We start from the raw sequence: 17736 nt of genomic DNA, 5'->3' as shown, positions 1-17736 counted from the left end.
TCTCCGGGGCCTTTCAGAAGGCCGGCTGCACCCCCCAGAGAAGCTCCCGCGTTCCCGGCGGCAATTGCTTGCGCGAGAAGTGGTCCGCATCGCCTTCTACATGCCGCACGACCACGCCGACATCTCCCTCGGGGTGGGCCACGCCCTCGACAGCTACATGCGCGCGGCCGGCCAGGGACCGCGGACCCTCAACCACGTCCACTTCTCCCATGACGAAGGAGCCCCTCTGACGGAGGAGTCCTGGGAGCACATACGCCTCATCCTTCACAGCACTCGGAGGGGGTCCTTCCCAGAGGACTACGCCCCGGAGAAGCGCGGGCAGATCGAAAAAAGAGGCTTCGAGAGGGGACTGTTGTTCACGGGAGGCCCTGGCAGCCAGAATGGCTACCAGTTCGAATACCAGGCCCGCATTCCGTGGCGGCCCGCTCCCGAAAAGCCCATGGTGAGCCTGCTCACCGCGACACTTCCCCTCGAGTATCTCGAAGAGCATGGGCCCACACGCGTGCGCCAGTTGGTCCTCGACATGGCCTCCAGGCTGCCGTTCGCCTCCGGCCATGCGGGCCTGGCCCTCCACCTCTACCGGGGACTCCGGCTCACGGACGACGCCTTTCGCGCAGAAGCCCTGCGCTACCCAGGCATTGATCTCCGAGCGGCCTGGCTCCACGAGAAGTGGATGGGCCATCGGGTGGATGGAGTCCACTGGCTCAACTTCCTCGGGCCACCGATTCTCGCCCAACTGGGTGGTGCCACCACGCTACGCTCCCGGCTGCACTCAGCCGAGACGACCCTGGTGGAGCTCGATGCGGAGCGCGTCGTCGTCTCTCTCGGAGAACAGCCGGATGCGGGAGATTCAACCACCGGAAGGACCCTTCCCGCCTACCGCGAGCTCGCCCAGGTGCTGGAGCCCTGGCTCGAACCGCTCTTCCTTCCGCGAGCCGCCGTGTCTGTAGAGCCTCCTCGATACACGAAGCTCCGCCTCACGGAGGTGGAGGCCCGGCACTGGTGGAGCCGCTTCCTCGAACGCCGAGAAGCATCCGGGCCCTGATGCCAGGCTCTCAACGAGGACTCGGTGAAGGACATCGGCGGAGCGCTCGCCCCCAGCCTCACGGACGTCCACGCCTGGCGCAACATGCGCGAGGGTTTCGGCCTGAAGGGCGGATGGCTGACCAACGGGCTGGACAGCATCCACTACACGTCCGAGGACTTCGACCGGCTCTCCGCCTGGGATTGAGCGCCGGGCGCCGGCAAGCCCGCGGGTGGAAGGACCTTGCACTCCGGGTCCCGCCGGACCTCAGTGACCAGCCCATGTCACAAGCCTTCCAGGGGGGTTGACGCGCCCCACCGACCCTTCGCAGCATGGACGTCCCGCATGCACGTCCCTCCCGTCTACCGCCGATGGGTCACCTGCCCCGAGCCGCGCCCCCAGGCCAGCTTGCGCCTGTTCTGCTTCCATTTCGCCGGAGGTGACGCGTCCGTCTTCCGGCTGTGGGCCAAGCAGCTGCCCGCCTCCATCGAGGTGTGCCCCATCGAGCTGCCGGGCCGCGCCACGCGCCGCAACGAGACCCCCATCACCCGCTTCCCCGATCTGCTCGAGAAGCTGGCGAGCATGATGCTCCCCTTCGTCAAGCAGATGCCCTTCGCCCTCTTCGGGCACAGCTTCGGCGGCGTCACCGCCTTCGAGCTGGCGCGCTGGCTGCGGCGCCACAACGCCCGCCTGCCCGTGCACCTCTTCCTGTCGGCCAGCCCGGCCATGCACCTGCGCAAGGGCCCCCCGCCCCCGCTCAGCCATCTGTCGGACAAGGAATTCCTCAAGGAGGTCGCCGCCCGGTTCGGCACGCCCCTCGAGGTGCTCTACAGCGAGGACTTCCGGCTCGGCGTGCTGCCCGCGCTGCGCACGGACGCGCTCGTCGGCGAAAGCTACCAGTACGCCCCCGAGCCCCCGCTGAACGTGCCCATCTCCTCCTTTGGCGCCAAGGAGGACAAGGAGGTCAGCCAGGAGGAGGCCGAGTCCTGGCGCCATCAGACCACCGGGCGCTTCCAGCTGCGCATGTTCCCGGGCAGCCACCTGTTCCTCTCCACCGAGCGGCCTCGCATCTACAAGGCCCTGCTCGAGGACCTGGCGCCGCAATTTCAGTGACGGGGCGCGTGTTTCCCGGCATCTACCGCCCGCCGCTGGCCTCTCCGGCCACCAGGCGGGCGGCCTCCGAGGAAAGCGCACGTGCACATCCGGTATTCCGAGTGGAAGAAGCCCACCGACGCCGCCTACGCCTTCCAGCTCCGCGCCGCGGGCTCCGGGCAGGCGGGCGGCTTCTCCCCGGCCATCCCCGGAGCCGGCCTCCGCCAGGACATCCGCGACGTCGCCCGCGAGGTCCTCACGGACGGGGAGGCGGAGCGCTTCGAGCGGCGGGTGCACCGCTGGCAGGGCCCGGAGGACGTGGTCGGAGCCGCGGGCGAGAAGCCCTACGCGGGCCAGCAGCTCACCTTCGAGGAGTCCCCGTGGTGTGACGCGCTGACGCTGCGAGACATCGACGCGGTGCTGCGCGGCCACGTGCGGGTGATGCGAAGCCCCACCGGGCAGGCCGACTACGTGCTGCGCGACCACCACATGCTGGACGTGGCCCTGTACCACTACCGGACGACGGGCGAGCTGCCCCGGAGCCTCTTCCACGCGGACCGGCACTCCGACTGGTGCAAGGACAGCTACCTGGAGGCGCGCGTGCCCCCGCAGGCCGCCACCTGGTGGAGGCTCTTCGAGGGGTTGAAGCGGCCGGAGGGCTCGGCGCCCGTGCTCACCGAGGAGGACATCTTCTTCACCACCGCCAAGGCCGAGCCGACCGCGACGATGACGGGCCGGGACGTGGGCTTCTCCACGCTCGTCCCCTGGTTCGTGGACACCTCGGCGCTGGACTGGCGGCAGGTGCTGGAGCGGCCCGAGGTCATCCAGGCGGATTGGGTGTCGTTGGATCTGGACTACTTCCAGCCCGCGCCCCAGCTGCGGCTGAGCGGAGGGCTGATGCGGGACGCGCGCTTCCACGGGATGATGGAGCGGGCGCGGGTGCGCGTCTTCGTGCTCTCGCCCCAGTTCACCAACGGGGGCGACAAGGTGGACCCCTGGGAGGTCCAGGGCAGCCTCCACTCGTCGCTGCGGCTGTTGAACCTGCTGCGCCAGCTGCCCGGCAACGTGCGGCGCGTCCCCTGAAAAATGGAACGGGCGGCCCCCCTCGGAGAGAGCCGCCCGCCAGGACTACGGCCTGGTGTAGTTGATGGTCAGCGTGTAGCTGGCCGTACCCGAGCCGGCGCCGCGGACCATGATGTACGCGTTGCTCTGGCCCGCCGGCACCGTCAGGGTGCACGTCTCGGACGCCGTGGAGGTGTTCGAGCGGCAGTCGTAGAGCGAGGTGGTGGGCGCCGAGCCGAAGCGCACGTACAGGTCGGGGTTGCGCGTGCCCGTCATGGTCACCTTGAAGGTGGAGCCGGCCACCACGCTGTACGGGCCGAAGTTGTCGCTCGCGTTCTTGCCCACGCTGTCGCTGAGCGTCTCGGTCACCGGCGTGCCACCGCCACCGCCACCACCGCCGTACGTGCCCTTGAGGGTGACGCCGGAGTAGGCGGAGTAGGCGTTGAGCATCACGTACCAGGTGCCCGCGGCCGGGTTGGTGAAGGGGCAGACCTCGGCGTTACCGCTCGCGTACGGGCGGCAGTCGTAGGTGCTGGAGCTGGGGACGGCGCCGTAGCGGACGTACAGGTCCGCGTCACCCGTGCCGCCGCTGATGTCGAAGGACAGGCTGGACTGACCCGCGGGCACCTCGAGCGCGTAGTACTTCTTGTTGCCGGAGCTGCCCGACAGGCTGCTCACCGGCACGCCGTTGGTCAGCGCGTTCACCACGGGCGGCGGAGGCGGCACGCCCACGGCCTTCCAGGCCTCGTTCACCGCCAGGGCCTCGGCCGAGCCCGCGCCGTAGAGCGCCTCGGCGGCCTGGACGGTGTACGTCTTGGCCTGCTCGAAGGTGGTGCTGGCCGTGAAGAGGTCCGTGTTGGCCTTGTAGAAGATGCGGCCGGCCTTCTCCGGGCCAATGGCGGGCACGGCGTTGGCGGACTTGCCGCGCGGGTGCACGCCGCCCTTGCTCAGCAGCGAGAACACCAGGTTGCTGATGCCCGAGCTGTAGTGCACGTCCACGCCCGAGGAGTAGTCGCCGTAGAAGTCGAGCGACACGCCGTCCTTCACCGGGTCATCCATGTAGCGGAGCGCGTCACCGGCGGTGCCGGGCGTCCAGATGTCCTCGCCAATCTTGAAGACGTCCGCGTCCACGGCCCAGTTGCGCGTCCAGCTCTCGCACACGCCGGCGAAGATGTCGGACATGGACTCGTTGAGGCCGCCGGACTCACCCGAGTAGATGAGGTCCGACTCGGTGTCCGTCACGGCGTGGGTGAGCTCGTGGACGGTGACGTCCAGGTCCTTGCCCAGCTCGATGGAGTCCGAGTTGTTGCCATCGCCGTACACCATCTGGGTGCCGTCCCAGTAGGCGTTCACGTAGTTGCTGCCGTAGTGGACGGTGCTGACGAGCGCGGCACCCGCGTTGTCGTACGAGTCGCGGCCGAAGAGCGTCTGGTAGCAGTGATAGGTGGCGCCCAGCATGTCGTAGTTCATGTCGACATGGGCGTCGCCGATGGCCGCCTGGCCCTCGCTGCGCTTGAGCGTGCCCGGCGTGGTCGAGGTGTTGTTGGCCGAGTACACCTTGCGGTTGAGCGCCGAGTGGATGAGCGGGTTGACGAGCAGCACGCCACCGCGCCGCGCGTCCACGTAGACCAGGTCGTCGGCGGGCATGCCCTCGCGCTCGCCCTTCACGCGCACCTCGTAGGCCAGCCGCGGCTCGGCGCTGCCCTCGGTGCGCACGTAGACCAGCTCCGCGCGGCCCTGGGAGGCGGCGCTCCGGGCGGTGGAGCCCTCCACGGCGGCCTTCAGCGCGGCCTCGGGGGCCACCTTCGCGGCGGCGGAGACGTTCGAGCCATCCCGCGCCGAGCCGTTGGCCGCGTAGACATTGCCCGCCGCGTCCACGTGCACGACGAGCTCGCCGCCCACCACGCGCAGGCCGTCCTTCGTCTGCTGGAAGCGCAGGTGCTGGTGGCCCCGCGCGTCCACGCTGGCGCGGCGGAACACCAGGTCGTTCTCGTTGAGCCGGAACACCGGCGCCACCAGGCTCAGCGCCTCGCGCACGTCCGGCCGCGCGCGCAGCCCCGCCGCCTGGGACGCACGGCCGAACTGGCCGCTCACCGCGTAGGGAATGCCCTCGTCGCTTCCCAGCACCCGGGCGCCCTGGATGCGCGCCAGCGCGGCCTGGATGTCGGAGTCATCGCCCCCCTGCACGGGCGTCCCGCCCTCCTGCATGGAGCCGCACGCGGCCAGGCTGGCTCCCAGCCACGCCACGCAGAACGTCCTCACGAACCGGTTGCTCACGAAGCACTCCTCTGAAGTAGAGGCGACTTTCTTGACATACCTATTGATTGCGCTTCAAGGCACTGTGATGATTTTCACGATTTTTTCTGATTGAGTTGTATAAACGCGGACGCGTGAGCACTTGGTTGTTCACCACTGAAGTGGCACGGTGCGTGGTTTTTCTTTTTCTGAGAAAAGAGAGGCACTTCGGCACCGCCATGAAGCTCACGAAGCTCCACATCCACGGCTACCGGGACATCGCGCCAGGCACGGAGCTCGTGTTCGGTCCAGCACTCAACCTGGTGCTCGGAGAGAACGGCACCGGCAGGACGACGCTGCTGGAGCTGCTCTCGCGCGTGCTCGCCTCGGACTTCTCCGGGCTCATCCGCGAGGAGTTCTCGCTGGAGTACGCCCTCGACTTCCCGGGGATGGAGCTCCACATCACCGTGCGCAACACGCGGGCCACGGGCGCCGCCCCGCCGCCCGTCACCTCCGAGAGCCCGGCGCTGCTGCGGCCGCGGGCCCCGGAGGCCAGGGCGGAGCTCGAGCCCTTCATGGAGCTGGTGCTCGCGCTGGACGCCCCCGGCCCCCGGCTGGTGATGCGCGCCGATGCCACCGGCGTGGCCTGGGAGGTGGACGGACAGCCCGCCTATTCACAGACCATGTATTGGTCGCTGTTGGACCGGACCGTCTGGGTGGTGCTCTTCATGACGGCCCAGCGGCTGGAGCCCGAGGTCCGCGAGCCACTCAAGGAGTTGCTGCGCCGCACCTTCCTGCTCGCCCCCGCGCGCTTCGACGAGGCGCTCGGGACGTTCCAGCAGATGGGCAATATCCAGTATGGAATGGAGATGCGGGGCGACGAGGTCTTCCCGCTCGGGTTGATGTGGCTGCCCACGTGGATGCCCGGGCTGTTGCGCGAGCGGGTGGCGCGCGAGATGCCCGCGCCGGCCGGCCATCTCGACATCCGCCACGACGAGGTGGAGCGGAGCTTCCTGGCGAGGTTCGTCGCGCTCGCGGGCTTCAGCGCGGGCACGTTCCGGGTGGAGCTGCTGGACAAGCGCAGCTACGAGGGCGGCGGACGTCTGGAATTCGGCCGCTTCGGCTTCCACTTCACCCGGCGAGATGGCGTGGTGCTGACGCAGGAGCAGCTCGGCCACGGGCAGAAGCGGCTGCTGTCCTTCCTGTACTACCTGGACGTCAACGAGGACTTCGTCATCGCCGACGAGCTGCCCAACAGCCTGCACCCGCGCCTGGTGGAGGCCTGTGTGAGGGAGCTGGGCCGCCGGCAGTGCTTCCTCACCAGCCAGAACGCGTCCCTCTTCGAGCACCTCCCGCTCGGCTCCGCCGAGGAGGCCCGTGCGTCGCTGCTCCACTGCGGAACGGAGCTGCGGGACGGCCGCGAGTGGAAGGTGTGCGCCAACCCGTCACCGGAGACGGCCGCGAAGCTCTTCGGCACCTACCAGCGGGGAGACACCCCGCTCGCGGCGCTGCTGCGCACTCACGGGTTGTGGTGAGGCGGGTGCGCCTCGCGCTCCCGCTCGAGCTCCTGGCGGAAGAAGGCACTGTGCCGGGCGAGCGTCTCCATGTAGGGCCGCACGTCCTCGCGGGCCTCGGGTGAGAGCTGGGCGTAGGGAATCACGTGCTCGTCCGGCACGTAGCGGAAGGTGAGGTTGATGCGCCGGGTCTTGAAGTCCGGCAGCTCGGGCGGGAGCAGGTGGCCGGCGCGCGTGTCCACCCGCTGCACCCGGTGGAACGTCTGCTCCTTCCACCGCGCGCCCCCGAAGAGTTGGAGCGACCCATCGTCGAGCCACTGCTCCAGCACCACCTCGTCGCGCTCGCCCGGGCGGGTGGAGGTGACGAACTGGATGAGCGCGCGCTCCCCGAAGGACAGCGAGGCCACGGGCCCGGGCTCGAAGTCCTTGTGCTCGCCCACGCGCGCGGTGTCCACCCAGCGCCCGTCCTCGAGGCGGCTGCCGTAGAAGTTCACCAGGCAGGTGTTGAGGTGCCAGCGGGGCGGCATGTCCGGGCCCCGGAACATCCGGCGCGCCAGTTGCTCCACCTTGTCCACCTGGCGCTGGAGCACCGCCGGGAAGGGCTCGGCCTTGACGCAGCGGTCCTTCACGCCCTTGGGCGGCCGGTAGTAGTCGAGGCAGGCGAACTGCCAGTTGCCCAGCCAGTAGACCGGCCGTAACAACCGCCGCTGCTCCTGCCCCGGCGGAGGGGGGAAGTGCTTGGAGTAGCGCTGCTCCCACAGGGGGTGGAGGGCACCGAGCCACGCGAGGATCTCCGCGCGGTCCGCCGCCGGGAGGAAGCTCGCGTTGTAGTGGTGGCCCGGGGTGCGCTGGCGGGCCTTGTGGGCCAGGGAACGGCCATAACGGGGAGGAGGCGCCATGGGAGTCTCTCCCCTACCACACCTCAGAAGGTGGCGAGCACGCCCGCGCTGAACTGGCTCGACGTGGACCTCTCGGCTCCCGGCTGCAAGCCCAGGGAGGCGTTGCCCGTGAGGCTCCAGACGTCGTTGAGGTGGATGGACAGGAGCGGGAACGCCGTCCCATGGAAGCCGCCGAGGTTCAACCCCACCCGGACGTTCAGCCCCCCACGATGGAGGATGCCATCCTGGAGCACGAGCTCCTCCGAGAAGATGGCCCAGGCGGAAACGCCGACGGCCAGGGTCACCACCTCGCCCAGCGTCACGGAGTAGCCGGCTCCCACCGAAGGCACGGGGTTCAACCTGAGCAGCACCGTGTCGGACCCGGAGGTGAAGAAGGAATGGTTGACCGACGCCATCGCATGCACGCTGCTGGAGTCCGACACCCACCACCGCGTCCGCAGACCCGCCACCACCTGGATGGTCTTGAATTCGGGGTGGACCGTGCCGCTCACCTGGGGCACCCACTCGGTCCGGCCCGCCTCCCCCAGGCGGAAGGAGAGCGTCGGCGTGGGAATCCCGAAGAACAGCTTCACCGGGCGGGAGAACGCCAGCGAGGGCAATCCCGCCACGGACAACTGCAGCCGATCCGTCAACCCCACACCGTAGCCCACCGACAGGCTGGGAGGGATCGCATAGGCGATGGGAAGGGGATACGAGCCGTCCTGCGCCACCTCGCCATACCCCACCGACATCGACAGGCCCACCGCGTGGGTGCCGGCCGGGAGGGTGGTGAGGGTGGCGGCCAGCGGCCGGGCATAGCGCTTGGCGGCGAGCCCCGGCGCCCCCACCAGCTCCAGGTTCTCCTCGAGCACCGTCACCGACTTGCCGGCCTCCACCTGGAGCTCCCGGGCGAACGTGCCCTCTGGCGTCCTGCGACGCACCAGATAGGGCCCCACCGGCAGCGCCATGCGCAGGGCACGCCGGCCCTCGGGCACCTCCAGCACCACCAGTCCGGTGTGCAGCTGGATGACCTGCAGGGGTCCCAGCTCCTGCCGCACCTCGAGCGTGCTGCTCGCGCTGGCCAGCCGCGTGAGGGGCAGGTCCTGCCGCCCGCGCAGCCGCAGGTCGAAGCTGGGGTGCTGCACCGCCTCGCCGCGCAGCGAGGTGTCGCGGATGGTGAGGCGCTGCGCATAGGCGAAGGCCTCGCCCACCGTCACCTGTCCGTCGTCGCCCTCGTCCGCCGCGCCGCGCAGGCCGGCCACCAGGTGGTGCGTGAAGAAGGAGCCCTGGAGCTCATCCGTCTCGTGCGACGCCTCCTGTCCCGTGCTGGAGGCGAGCAGCACCGAGCCCTCGCTGGACAGGGCCAGGGGCACCTCCACCGCGAAGGGCGCCGCCGGGGAGAGCCCCTTGGCCCGCGTCCAGCTCCCGCCCTGGCAGGCGTCGAGGATGCCCACGCGCACCGCGGCCCGCTCGTCCTCCAGCCGCGCCCGGAGCGCCTTCAGCTCCAGCGGCTGGCCGTTGGGATAGAGCGCCCGATCGTCCGAGTGGCCCGAGTAGTAGAAGAGCAGCAGTCCCTCCCGGCCCTCCTTCCCGAGCCGCTCCAGCCGCGAGTCCAGCGCCGCGAGGACGCGCGAGGGCTCCGGGTCCTCCAGCACCAGGACGTCGTCCCGGGAGAACTGTCCGGCCTCGACGAGGACGGAGGCGACGCTGCGCGCGTCCCGGTGCGCGTACCGCAGGGGCGTGCGTCCGGGAGCGGCGCGGTTGGCGCCCACCACCACGGCCAGGCGTTTCACGTCCGGGGAGCCGGTGTCGGGTGGAGCGGCGGTGAGGGCAACGAGGGTCAGGGCGAGCAGTGCGTTCATGGCGAAGCGGGCCGCGAAGAGGGTTTGGAGAGGGTGAGCGGGAGGACCCACAGCGACTCGTCGCGCGTGGGCGCCTCGTGGAGCGGGGCCAGGGACTGAACGGAGACGGGCGCGAGGCCGAGGACGACGAGGAGCCGCTCGGGCTGCTCGCCGGGCTCCACCCGCCAACTGGTGGGCAGGAGGGTCTCGCCGCGCTCGGGCAGCGGGCCCTCATGGAGCACCTGCCAGGTGTCACCGTCGGCGGCGGCCACGGTGAGCCAGGTGAAGCCCTCGGGCATGACCTTGAGGCGCAGCAGGTCTCCCTCGGCCACCGGGGACTCGCCGTCCCACAGACGCACCGTGTCCCCGGTCTTCACGTAGAGCGCCACCGCCGGGCTGCCCTTGCTGCGCAGGCCGGCCCTCGGGCCCGGGAGCGTCTCCGTCGCCGTGCGAGGCACCCACAGCACCAGGGCGAGCCCCGCCGCGAGCGCCGCGACGCCCCAGGGCGCCAGGCGGGCCAGGAGCGAGGGAGCGCGGCGAGGCGGCTCGTTGGCGAGCGCCACGGCCCAGGACGGCACCGGCGGCGGCCGGCCCAGGGAGTCGACATGCCCGGCACAGCGGGGACAGGAGGCGAGGTGGGTCCTCACCTCCTCCGTCATGTCCCCGAGCGCGGCGCGGTCCAGCGCCAGGAAGGAAGGGTGGGAGGTGCTCATCGTTCCTCCTCGCGCCAGGGCCCCAGCCGCGCCTCGAGGCGGGTGAGGATGCGGCGCACGGTGCGATCCGACAGATTGGTGACTTCGCCGATTTCCGATTGGGTGAGGCCGTCCAGCCGGTGCAGCAGGGCCACCTCGAGCTCCTCGGCGGGGAGGCTGGAGGCGAGCGACTGGAGGCGCTGACGCACCAGCAGCACGGACTCGATGCTGGGAGCGGGGTGGGCGGTGGTGTCCTGCAGGGCGGCGGACATCTCCACCGGCTGGCGGCGCTGGCGGACCCGGAGCTTGTCGATGAGCAGCCGGGTGCTCACCCGGTAGAGCCAGGGCACCACCTCGTGCACGGGGCGCTGAGCCATACCGGAGCGCCACAGGCGGATGAAGGCCTCCTGGGCCACCTCCTCCGCCTCCGCCGCGTCGCCGAGGGCGCGGGCGCACTTGTTCTGGAGCAGGGGGAAGTATTGGCGGTACGCGGCCGTGACGGTGGCCGACGCACCTTCACGGGGCGGCGCGCTCATGGTGGGAAGAAGCAGGCATGCGGTTTCCTGGAGCATTCCCCCGTACAACGAAATGCCCCGGAAAAAGCGGACACGGCCTCACGGGCCGGGCGGGCGGCTCGGGCGGCTGAGCACGTACGAGGCGCCGACGAGGGAGGTCTCCGCCCCGGCGGTGCCTGGCTGCTCCTGCTCCATGGACGGTTCCCCCGGCATGGCCGCGCCTTATCGCACTCTGGGGTACTGTTCCACCGGCCCCGTGGGCCGCTCGAGGTGACGATGAAGCGCGTGTTGAAGATCGCCGGTCTGGTCCTGTTGGTCCCCGTGTTGGGAGTGGTGGCGCTGTTGCTGGTCATGGTCGTTGGCAACGGGGAGATTCCCGATGGACGGGAGCTGGAGGGCTTCGCCCGGGTGGTGAAGGACGGCCACGTCGGCGTGGACGTGCTCGACGCCGGGGAGGGCGCGGTGGTGCTCATCGACTCGGGCAATGATGCCGAGGGGAAGATCGTCCTGGGCGAGTTGAAGCGGCGCGGGCTCGGGCCGGACGCGGTGAAGGCCATCCTCCTCACGCACGGGCACGCGGACCACGTCGCCGGGTGTCACCTCTTCCCGAAGGCCGAGGTGATGGCGCTCGAGGCGGACGTGCCCATCGCCGAGGGAAAGGCGCGCAGTGGAAGCCCCATCCTCCGGCACCTGCCGCCCACCAACCGCGACGTGCGTGTCACCCGCGCGCTGAAGGACGGCGAGACGCTCCAGGTGGGCACCCTGTCCATCCGCGTGTTCTCCATCCCCGGCCATACCCAGGGCAGCGCGGCGTACCTCGCCAACGGAGTGCTGTTCCTCGGAGACAGCGCGGACGCGACGAAGGACGGCAAGCTCGTGAGCGCCAAGTGGCCGGTGACGGATGACGTGGAGCAGAACCGCGCATCGCTGAAGGCGCTGGCGGCGAAGCTGAAGCCCGAGGAGGTGAAGCACATCGTCTTCTCGCACACCGGGGTGCTGCCCGGATTCGCACCGCTCCGCGACTTCGCGGCGAACTGAGGGGCACACGTGAAGATCTTCCAGCACCTCCTGCTCGGCGCACTGCTGCTCGGACCCGTGGCCCATGGGCAGGAACAAAGCCCGGCCCGGACGGAGAAGGCGGCCCCCGCGCCCGCGGTGACCGAGTCCACCCTGTCGCTGCTCGAGCCCGCGAGTGATGGCTGCGAGTGGGCCCAGGTCGATGCCGTCACTTCTACGCGCCGGGTCATCGTGAAGCTCGCGGTGGACTGCCAGGGGGCGAGCACCGCGCTGAGCCGGGATGGCAAGCAAGGCGTGGCGAGGTTCTGGCGCGGGGGAGTCAGCCAGCCCGTGGTGGGCAAGCCCACGTTCCCGGAGAAGTTCCCCTCCCCCGCGTTCCGCGACCGCCTGTTCCTCGTGGACATGGCGACGGGTGGTGCCGAGGAGCTCCCCCTGCCCGGCTCGGGCGAGCTCATCGAATTCGGCTTCGACGCCAAGGGCCAGTTGCTCGGGCTCACGATTCAGAAGCCCACCCCGGAGCAGGAGCAGGTGGGCGCGGCGGAGGTGGATGGAAACACGATTCGATTCAGGCTCAATGGAACCATGAGACGCCCGCTGTTGGCCCACGCCTTCGTCTGGCGTGACGGAGCGTGGACGCGGCTGGATGTGAAGGCGAGCGATGAGGCCTCGGGGACCGGCCTCCTGCCAATCCGCAAGGAATTGGGTGAACGCTCGAGCCGTGTGTTGGATCCGCGCTTCGCGCCCAGGGAGATCGAAGACGACGCACTGCTGGACCAACTGTATGCGTTCACCCCCGAGCAGCCCGATGGCGAGTGGGCCGCACTGGTGCGTGGTGGCTACACGCTGGCGGTCTGGGGCACGCCCTTTGGTGAGGAATTGCTGGCCACGGGCCTGCTGCGAAGAGTGGATAAGGGAAAGGCGGTCGCGCTCCCCGGTCACACATTCCGCGAGAACGACCTGGTCAGCATCCAGTCACGCGGGTCATTCCTGCTCATCTCGCTCGCCGATTCCGGTGGGCATCCGCGCATGTACCGGGGGAAGAAGCTCGTCTGGAGCTCGGAGAACGCGCGGGCGGTGACGTTCTGGCCGAAGTGACCGGGTGACGCATTCGCCCTCTTTCTGTAGAGGAGGGCGGGGAGCCCGACCCATGCCCGCCCTGGGTCTACATCCGGCAAGACAGCCCCATCGAAGTCTGGACGCAAAAGGACTTGGCCCCGCCACCAAACGGGAGCTACAGCGCATTGGCGGGCTGCGGCTAGAGCACAAACTCTCCCAGGAGCAAGTAGGATGCGGGGGTTCACCCCAAGTATCTAACGCGACTAGAGGGTGGAGGCGGCAACGTCACTCTGGCACTCTGGTAGCCGCATCCGTGGCATACAGAGCAACCTACGCGAGTTGTTGCCCAAGGAGGCAACGGAGCCCTGATCCAGCAGTGTGACTTATGTATCCGTCGAGGACAACCCGAGCAGGCAACTGAGGGCAGTGCGACACTTCCCCCACCATTGGAATCAAGGGCGGACAGGCTATGATGTGATACAGCCCTCCACAGAAAGGGACAACATGCACAACAAAGAATTCACGGAACCAGTGTGTACCATCGAGGCTAGCGACAAGAGCTTCGATTATTGGAAAAATCGCGAAGATACTACGCCAGAACTCCGAGAAGGAATTGCGGCAGCGAATATGCTTATCGTGCCGTCAGAGTCCTACCGCGATTTTCGTGAGCCGACCTTCCCCACTGGGACAGAAGAGTTGCTCGAGTACCTTCGGGAGAATTCGCCACCAGAATTGACGCCAGAAATCTACGCCACCGATACTACATATCAGGAATTGGCGCTTCACGCAGACATTCTCAGGATCGCCACGCTCGTAGTAGAATTTGGCATCGTCCCTCTTGCCATTGGATTGCTATCCAACTATCTATACTCGCGCCTGGGTTCTCGTCGCGACAACACAACAGTCATATTTGACATGCATATTACCGGCCACCGCCAAACAGCAAAGGTTCACTACGAAGGCCCAGCACCTGCGTTCGAAGCCTCGATCAAGAAGGCGTTGGAGACTCTCCAAGCTAATCCTGACGCTGCTCTCCAGCAATCCAAACCCATCGTAAAGAGCAATGACCCTCATGGACATTGACGCAGCCTTCAGTACGCTCTCTACGCTTCCAACCTCCTGGGGTTCGTGGGATGCACATCCTATTCTCGAGGCTTTGCAGGCGGAAAAGAGCAAGGCAGTCGCCACCTCAGATCAAGAGCGGGCAAAACGCACTTGGTGTTGCGAGCAGGCGATTCTCATACACGAGGAATACATCAACGCCTTTCGCCTAATGAAGCGAGGCGAGTTCTACAATGCATGGTGCAATCTTGAGAAAGCAGAGCGCGGCCTTGGGTGGCTAGAGCGCCATTTCCCGTTCACACCAGACGACTATCACTTGGCGTTTACGTACCAGCAGATCGGTCGTTTTCAAAAACTCTTTCCGTATGCATATTTCGCCAGTCCGGAGATGGTGGCGCGCGAGAAAACCTGCAACATCTGCGGCGCCCGTGTCTCCATTCGCTCCCCATGTGGTCACCGCGTCGGCGAGGTATACAACGGCGAACTTTGTGTTAGAAAGGTCTCCAAATCGGAATTCATTGGCATTGCCCTCGTCCGAAACCCCGTTCAAAAATACTCTGTCCCCTTTCTCCTAGATCCAGAGACCAGCAAGTCCAGAGATCATTACGACTATTCGCTGATCAATTTTATCGTGGACCGATTGGCCTCTCCATACCATGGGTGGTCTTTTGAATGGACGAAGAAGCGGCATCCGCATGCTCGCTTCAAGAGCACAGGTCGAAACGATCCCTGCCCATGCGAATCAGGCGTCAAATACAAGAAGTGCTGTTGGTCAAACCCCGAGGGTGTTCTTCGTCCGCACTGCGAGATTGATTTCGAAGTCCCTCCGCCTTCGAATTTGTCGATGTTTACATATTCAAAGAGGTGAATCGCCAAGCCGTAGTCGCCGCACGGGGGATTATCACCTAATCGTTTATGGATTGAGCCCTCGTTTGGGGCCTCAGGTTCCCTGATAGCGTTTTACCTTTCCCCTGGGAGTCGATCTCAATATCCCTCTCTCTGCCCTGTCCCGCTCACTAGTCGGCTGGGTTTGGGAAGAAGATGTCCGCGACAACTCCCGCTCTCATCCCGTGCCGGTCGAAAGTGTGAGGCTGACAGTTTTCCTCATTCCCTTATCCTAGAGGGAGAGGAGACATACACGAACTCCCCATGGGGAGAGGCTTGGCATGGTGAGCGCGCGACTGCTCGCCCGGTTTAAGGATGTCAGTAGCCAGCCCCATCGCGCGCAGCAGCGTGAGGAAACCCCACCCCAGGTCCAGTTCCCACCAACGGATTCCCAGCCGGGCCGAGCGCGGGAACGTGTGATGGTTGTTATGCCAGCCCTCGCCCATGCTCAGCGCTCCGAACAGCAGGTTGTTGAAGCCCTGCACCGCCGCGCCCTCGTTGTGCCACCCGCGATAGCCGTGCCGGTGCGCCACGTAGCCCACGAGCCAGTGGCTCGTCACACTCACCGCCACGCGCACGAAGCTCCCCCACACCAGCCAGGGCAGCCCACCCACCGCCAGGAACAGCACCGCCCAGGGCAATTGCTGCAACATCCAGGTGCGCTGGAGGAAGCCATAGAAAGCATCCGCCTCCACCTGTCCGTCCAGACGGGGCTCGAAAGGCCGGGCGAACTCGAAGCGGCAGTGCAGGTTCCAGAAGTAGTCGCGCCACATGGGCTGCCGGTGCGCGAAGTAGTCGTGGCACCAGGGCTCGTTCTGTTGGAAGTCCCGCGTGTTGTGCATGCGCACCAGCGCGCGCGGCCCATCCAGCCCCACCAGCACGCCCAGGTAGGTGAGCGCGTACTCCAGCCACACGGGCACCCGGTAGGAGCGGTGGATGAGGCCCCGGTGGATACCCACCGAGTGCCCCGCGCACAGCGTCAGGACCGTGCTCCCCACGAAGAGCCCGAAGGCCGACGGAGTGAACGTAGGCACCGCCCCCACCACCGCGACCAGCGACACGAGCCCGAACCACAGCGATTTCGCGGGGTTCCACCGCACCTGCCCGTCACCCGGGCGCACCGTGTTTCCACCAGACATGACCACCTCCACCGGGGAGTACCGGAAGAGGTGGCGGCGGTTGCGGGGAGCCCTCGAATCCTGTCCCGGAAGCCGCTCGTGGCCTTCGCCTCGGCTCGTGGCTACCTCAACACCAGGGAAGGTGTGGACATGCGCGAGAGCATCCTGGCGGCCGCGATCGCGGCGATGACCTGGGCAGCGGCGGGGACGGCCAGCGCCCAGCAACAGCAGATGGCGGGCACCTACCAGCTCCAGCAGCCCATGGCAGGCAGCCAGGCCCTCCAGCAGCCGATGGCGGGCACCTACCAGCTTCAGCAACCCATGGCGGGCACCTACCAGCTCCAGCAGCCCATGGCGGGGAGCTATTACCTCCAGCAGCCGCTCACGGAGCGCTATGGCCTGCAGGCGGTGCCCCCGGGCGGCTACTACCTCCTGCAGCCCCTCCCGGGGAGCTACTCCCTCCAGCAGGTGCCTCCGGGTGGCTACTTCCTCCTGCCCGTGGACCCCAACGAGGCGCCAGCGGACACCGGGCTGGAGTCCTGGCCCTGGCCCCAGGAGCCCTGACAGGCGGAGCCTCTCCACTGCGAGCGTATTCCGCTGGGAGGCGAGGCGCGATACACCTGGGGTCGCCATGGCAGAGACCCCGATGAACATCCCCACCGTCGACCTCACCGATCTCTCGTCGAAGGACCCCGCCCGCGTCGAGCGCGGCGCGGCGGCCATCCGGGAGGCCTTCGGCGTCTTCGGCCTCGTGTACGTGAAGAACCACGGTGTCGATGCCCAGGCGCTCGAGCGCTTCTACGACGCGTTCCGCACCTTCGTCTCGTGGCCCACCGAGGCCAAGCGGCCCTACGGCCGCGCGGACATCTGGTACCAGCGCGGCTGGACGCCTCCGAACACCGAGGTCGCCGTGGCCAGTAATGGCCAGCCGGACTTCAAGGAGTGCTACTTCGCCGCGCCCTACCCCTCCGACGAGAGCTCGGCGCTCGAGTTCCCGCAGATCTACCCCGAGAACGTGTGGCCCTCCGATGCGCCGCCGTTCTTCCAGGACGGCCTGCTCTCGCTCGGCCGGTCGCTCCACGAGGCGGGGCTCGGGCTCCTGCGCGGCGCGGCGGTGGCGCTCGGGCTCCCGGAGGCGTCCTTCGCGGATCTCTGCCAGCGGGCCCCCCACGTCACGCGTGCGCTGCAGTACCTGCCCCTCACCGCCTCCCAGGTGAACACCGGCATCGTCTGGGGCGAGGAGCACACGGACTTCAACCTGCTCACGCTGCTGCCCGGGGGCCGGTTCCTCGACCCCCAGGGGCAACCGGAGAAGAGCCCCGATGACAAGAGCGGCCTCTACCTCCGCACGCGCCCGTCGCCCGAGGAGCCCAGGGGGCGGATGGTGCGTGGCACCGCGCCCGCGGGCTGCATCGTCGCGCAGGTGGGCCAGCAGCTGGAGATCCTCACGGGAGGCACGTTCCTCGCGACGCCGCACGTCATCACCGCGCCGGGCGTGCCGGGCTGGCAGCGTCAGTCGGCCGCGCACTTCATGCACGTGCACACCAACACGGTGCTCTTCCCGCTGTCGAAGTTCCGCACCCCCGACGCCGTGCGGAACTACGCGCCCCCGGTGCTCGCGGGCACGTATGACATCAAGACGCTGGTGGACATCGGCCTGGCGCCCCCGAGCGCGCTGGATCAGCTCGGCTACCGCCACTACGACCGGCTCAACCAGATGCGCGCGGGAAGCGCGAAGTCCTAGA

The 17736-nt window shown here is 67.9% G+C and carries 17 protein-coding genes; 11 read left to right on the top strand and 6 right to left on the bottom strand.

The features are described from left to right. The first annotated feature begins 79 nt into the window (after positions 1 to 79). The 4 genes from VFZ09_RS48065 (at position 80) to VFZ09_RS48050 (ending at position 3199) form a co-directional block, all read left to right on the top strand. The gene (locus VFZ09_RS48065; RefSeq protein ID WP_329734585.1) at positions 80 to 1045 is read left to right on the top strand and encodes a type VI immunity family protein; all 966 of its coding nucleotides are present in this window, start codon (positions 80 to 82) and stop codon (positions 1043 to 1045) included. A gap of 24 nt (positions 1046 to 1069) precedes the next feature. Further along, positions 1070 to 1231, top strand: a complete 162-nt coding sequence (locus VFZ09_RS48060) for a hypothetical protein (RefSeq protein WP_329734584.1) — start codon at positions 1070 to 1072, stop codon at positions 1229 to 1231. A gap of 138 nt (positions 1232 to 1369) precedes the next feature. Then, complete coding sequence (locus tag VFZ09_RS48055) at positions 1370 to 2137, top strand: thioesterase II family protein (RefSeq protein ID WP_329734583.1); 768 nt, start codon at positions 1370 to 1372, stop codon at positions 2135 to 2137. 81 nt (positions 2138 to 2218) lie between these two features. Continuing rightward, the gene (locus VFZ09_RS48050; protein ID WP_329734582.1) at positions 2219 to 3199 is read left to right on the top strand and encodes a hypothetical protein; all 981 of its coding nucleotides are present in this window, start codon (positions 2219 to 2221) and stop codon (positions 3197 to 3199) included. A gap of 45 nt (positions 3200 to 3244) precedes the next feature. Here VFZ09_RS48050 and VFZ09_RS48045 read toward each other — a convergent pair whose 3' ends face one another. Further along, positions 3245 to 5455 carry a M4 family metallopeptidase gene (locus VFZ09_RS48045; RefSeq protein ID WP_329734581.1) on the bottom strand — a complete coding sequence of 737 codons (2211 nt, stop codon included), beginning with the start codon at positions 5453 to 5455 and terminating at the stop codon, positions 3245 to 3247. Between the two features lie 197 nt (positions 5456 to 5652). Here VFZ09_RS48045 and VFZ09_RS48040 point away from each other — a divergent pair, with 197 nt between their 5' ends. Next, entirely contained in the window at positions 5653 to 6948 is a 1296-nt protein-coding gene (locus VFZ09_RS48040; protein ID WP_329734580.1) for an AAA family ATPase, read from the top strand. On the opposite strand, the gene VFZ09_RS48035 is transcribed toward VFZ09_RS48040, so the two are convergent. The 4 genes from VFZ09_RS48035 to VFZ09_RS48020 are packed head-to-tail and all read right to left on the bottom strand — an operon-like array spanning position 6933 to position 10874. Next, entirely contained in the window at positions 6933 to 7826 is an 894-nt protein-coding gene (locus VFZ09_RS48035; protein ID WP_329734579.1) for an alpha-ketoglutarate-dependent dioxygenase AlkB, read from the bottom strand. The genes VFZ09_RS48040 and VFZ09_RS48035 overlap by 16 nt on opposite strands. A gap of 23 nt (positions 7827 to 7849) precedes the next feature. Further along, positions 7850 to 9667 carry a caspase family protein gene (locus VFZ09_RS48030; protein WP_329734578.1) on the bottom strand — a complete coding sequence of 606 codons (1818 nt, stop codon included), beginning with the start codon at positions 9665 to 9667 and terminating at the stop codon, positions 7850 to 7852. Beyond that, the gene (locus VFZ09_RS48025; protein WP_329734577.1) at positions 9664 to 10359 is read right to left on the bottom strand and encodes a hypothetical protein; all 696 of its coding nucleotides are present in this window, start codon (positions 10357 to 10359) and stop codon (positions 9664 to 9666) included. The genes VFZ09_RS48030 and VFZ09_RS48025 overlap by 4 nt, the downstream gene beginning before the upstream one ends. Continuing rightward, the gene (locus tag VFZ09_RS48020) at positions 10356 to 10874 is read right to left on the bottom strand and encodes an RNA polymerase sigma factor (protein WP_329734576.1); all 519 of its coding nucleotides are present in this window, start codon (positions 10872 to 10874) and stop codon (positions 10356 to 10358) included. Before VFZ09_RS48020 ends, VFZ09_RS48025 begins: the two co-directional genes overlap by 4 nt. Before the next feature lie 255 nt (positions 10875 to 11129). Here VFZ09_RS48020 and VFZ09_RS48015 point away from each other — a divergent pair, with 255 nt between their 5' ends. The 4 genes from VFZ09_RS48015 to VFZ09_RS48000 all read left to right on the top strand — a co-directional run bounded on the left by VFZ09_RS48015 (position 11130) and on the right by VFZ09_RS48000 (position 14856). After that, the gene (locus VFZ09_RS48015; protein ID WP_329734575.1) at positions 11130 to 11891 is read left to right on the top strand and encodes an MBL fold metallo-hydrolase; all 762 of its coding nucleotides are present in this window, start codon (positions 11130 to 11132) and stop codon (positions 11889 to 11891) included. Positions 11892 to 11900: 9 nt separating this feature from the next. After that, positions 11901 to 12965, top strand: coding sequence for a hypothetical protein (locus VFZ09_RS48010; RefSeq protein ID WP_329734574.1), 1065 nt, complete (start codon positions 11901 to 11903; stop codon positions 12963 to 12965). Positions 12966 to 13430: 465 nt separating this feature from the next. After that, positions 13431 to 14009 (top strand): hypothetical protein, encoded by a 579-nt coding sequence (locus VFZ09_RS48005; protein WP_329734573.1) that lies wholly within the window; start codon positions 13431 to 13433, stop codon positions 14007 to 14009. Further along, positions 13999 to 14856, top strand: a complete 858-nt coding sequence (locus tag VFZ09_RS48000; RefSeq protein ID WP_329734572.1) for an SEC-C metal-binding domain-containing protein — start codon at positions 13999 to 14001, stop codon at positions 14854 to 14856. Before VFZ09_RS48005 ends, VFZ09_RS48000 begins: the two co-directional genes overlap by 11 nt. A gap of 244 nt (positions 14857 to 15100) precedes the next feature. Here the strand turns inward: VFZ09_RS48000 and VFZ09_RS47995 are convergent, their stop codons facing one another. Next, positions 15101 to 16012 carry an acyl-CoA desaturase gene (locus VFZ09_RS47995; RefSeq protein WP_329734571.1) on the bottom strand — a complete coding sequence of 304 codons (912 nt, stop codon included), beginning with the start codon at positions 16010 to 16012 and terminating at the stop codon, positions 15101 to 15103. Positions 16013 to 16141: 129 nt separating this feature from the next. On the opposite strand from VFZ09_RS47995, the gene VFZ09_RS47990 reads away from it, so the two are divergent. Together VFZ09_RS47990 and VFZ09_RS47985 are read left to right on the top strand one after the other, a co-directional pair. Continuing rightward, on the top strand, positions 16142 to 16555 hold the full coding sequence (locus VFZ09_RS47990; protein WP_329734570.1) for a hypothetical protein: 414 nt from the start codon (positions 16142 to 16144) through the stop codon (positions 16553 to 16555). A 67-nt stretch (positions 16556 to 16622) separates the two neighbouring features. Beyond that, positions 16623 to 17735, top strand: coding sequence for an isopenicillin N synthase family dioxygenase (locus tag VFZ09_RS47985; RefSeq protein ID WP_329734569.1), 1113 nt, complete (start codon positions 16623 to 16625; stop codon positions 17733 to 17735). Position 17736 lies beyond the last annotated feature (1 nt).

Origin of the sequence: Archangium sp., assembly GCF_036277355.1 — a bacterium.
Lineage (GTDB): Bacteria > Myxococcota > Myxococcia > Myxococcales > Myxococcaceae > Archangium.
Note: the sequence above shows the minus strand (reverse complement) of the source record. Positions and strands in the feature narration are given on the sequence as shown.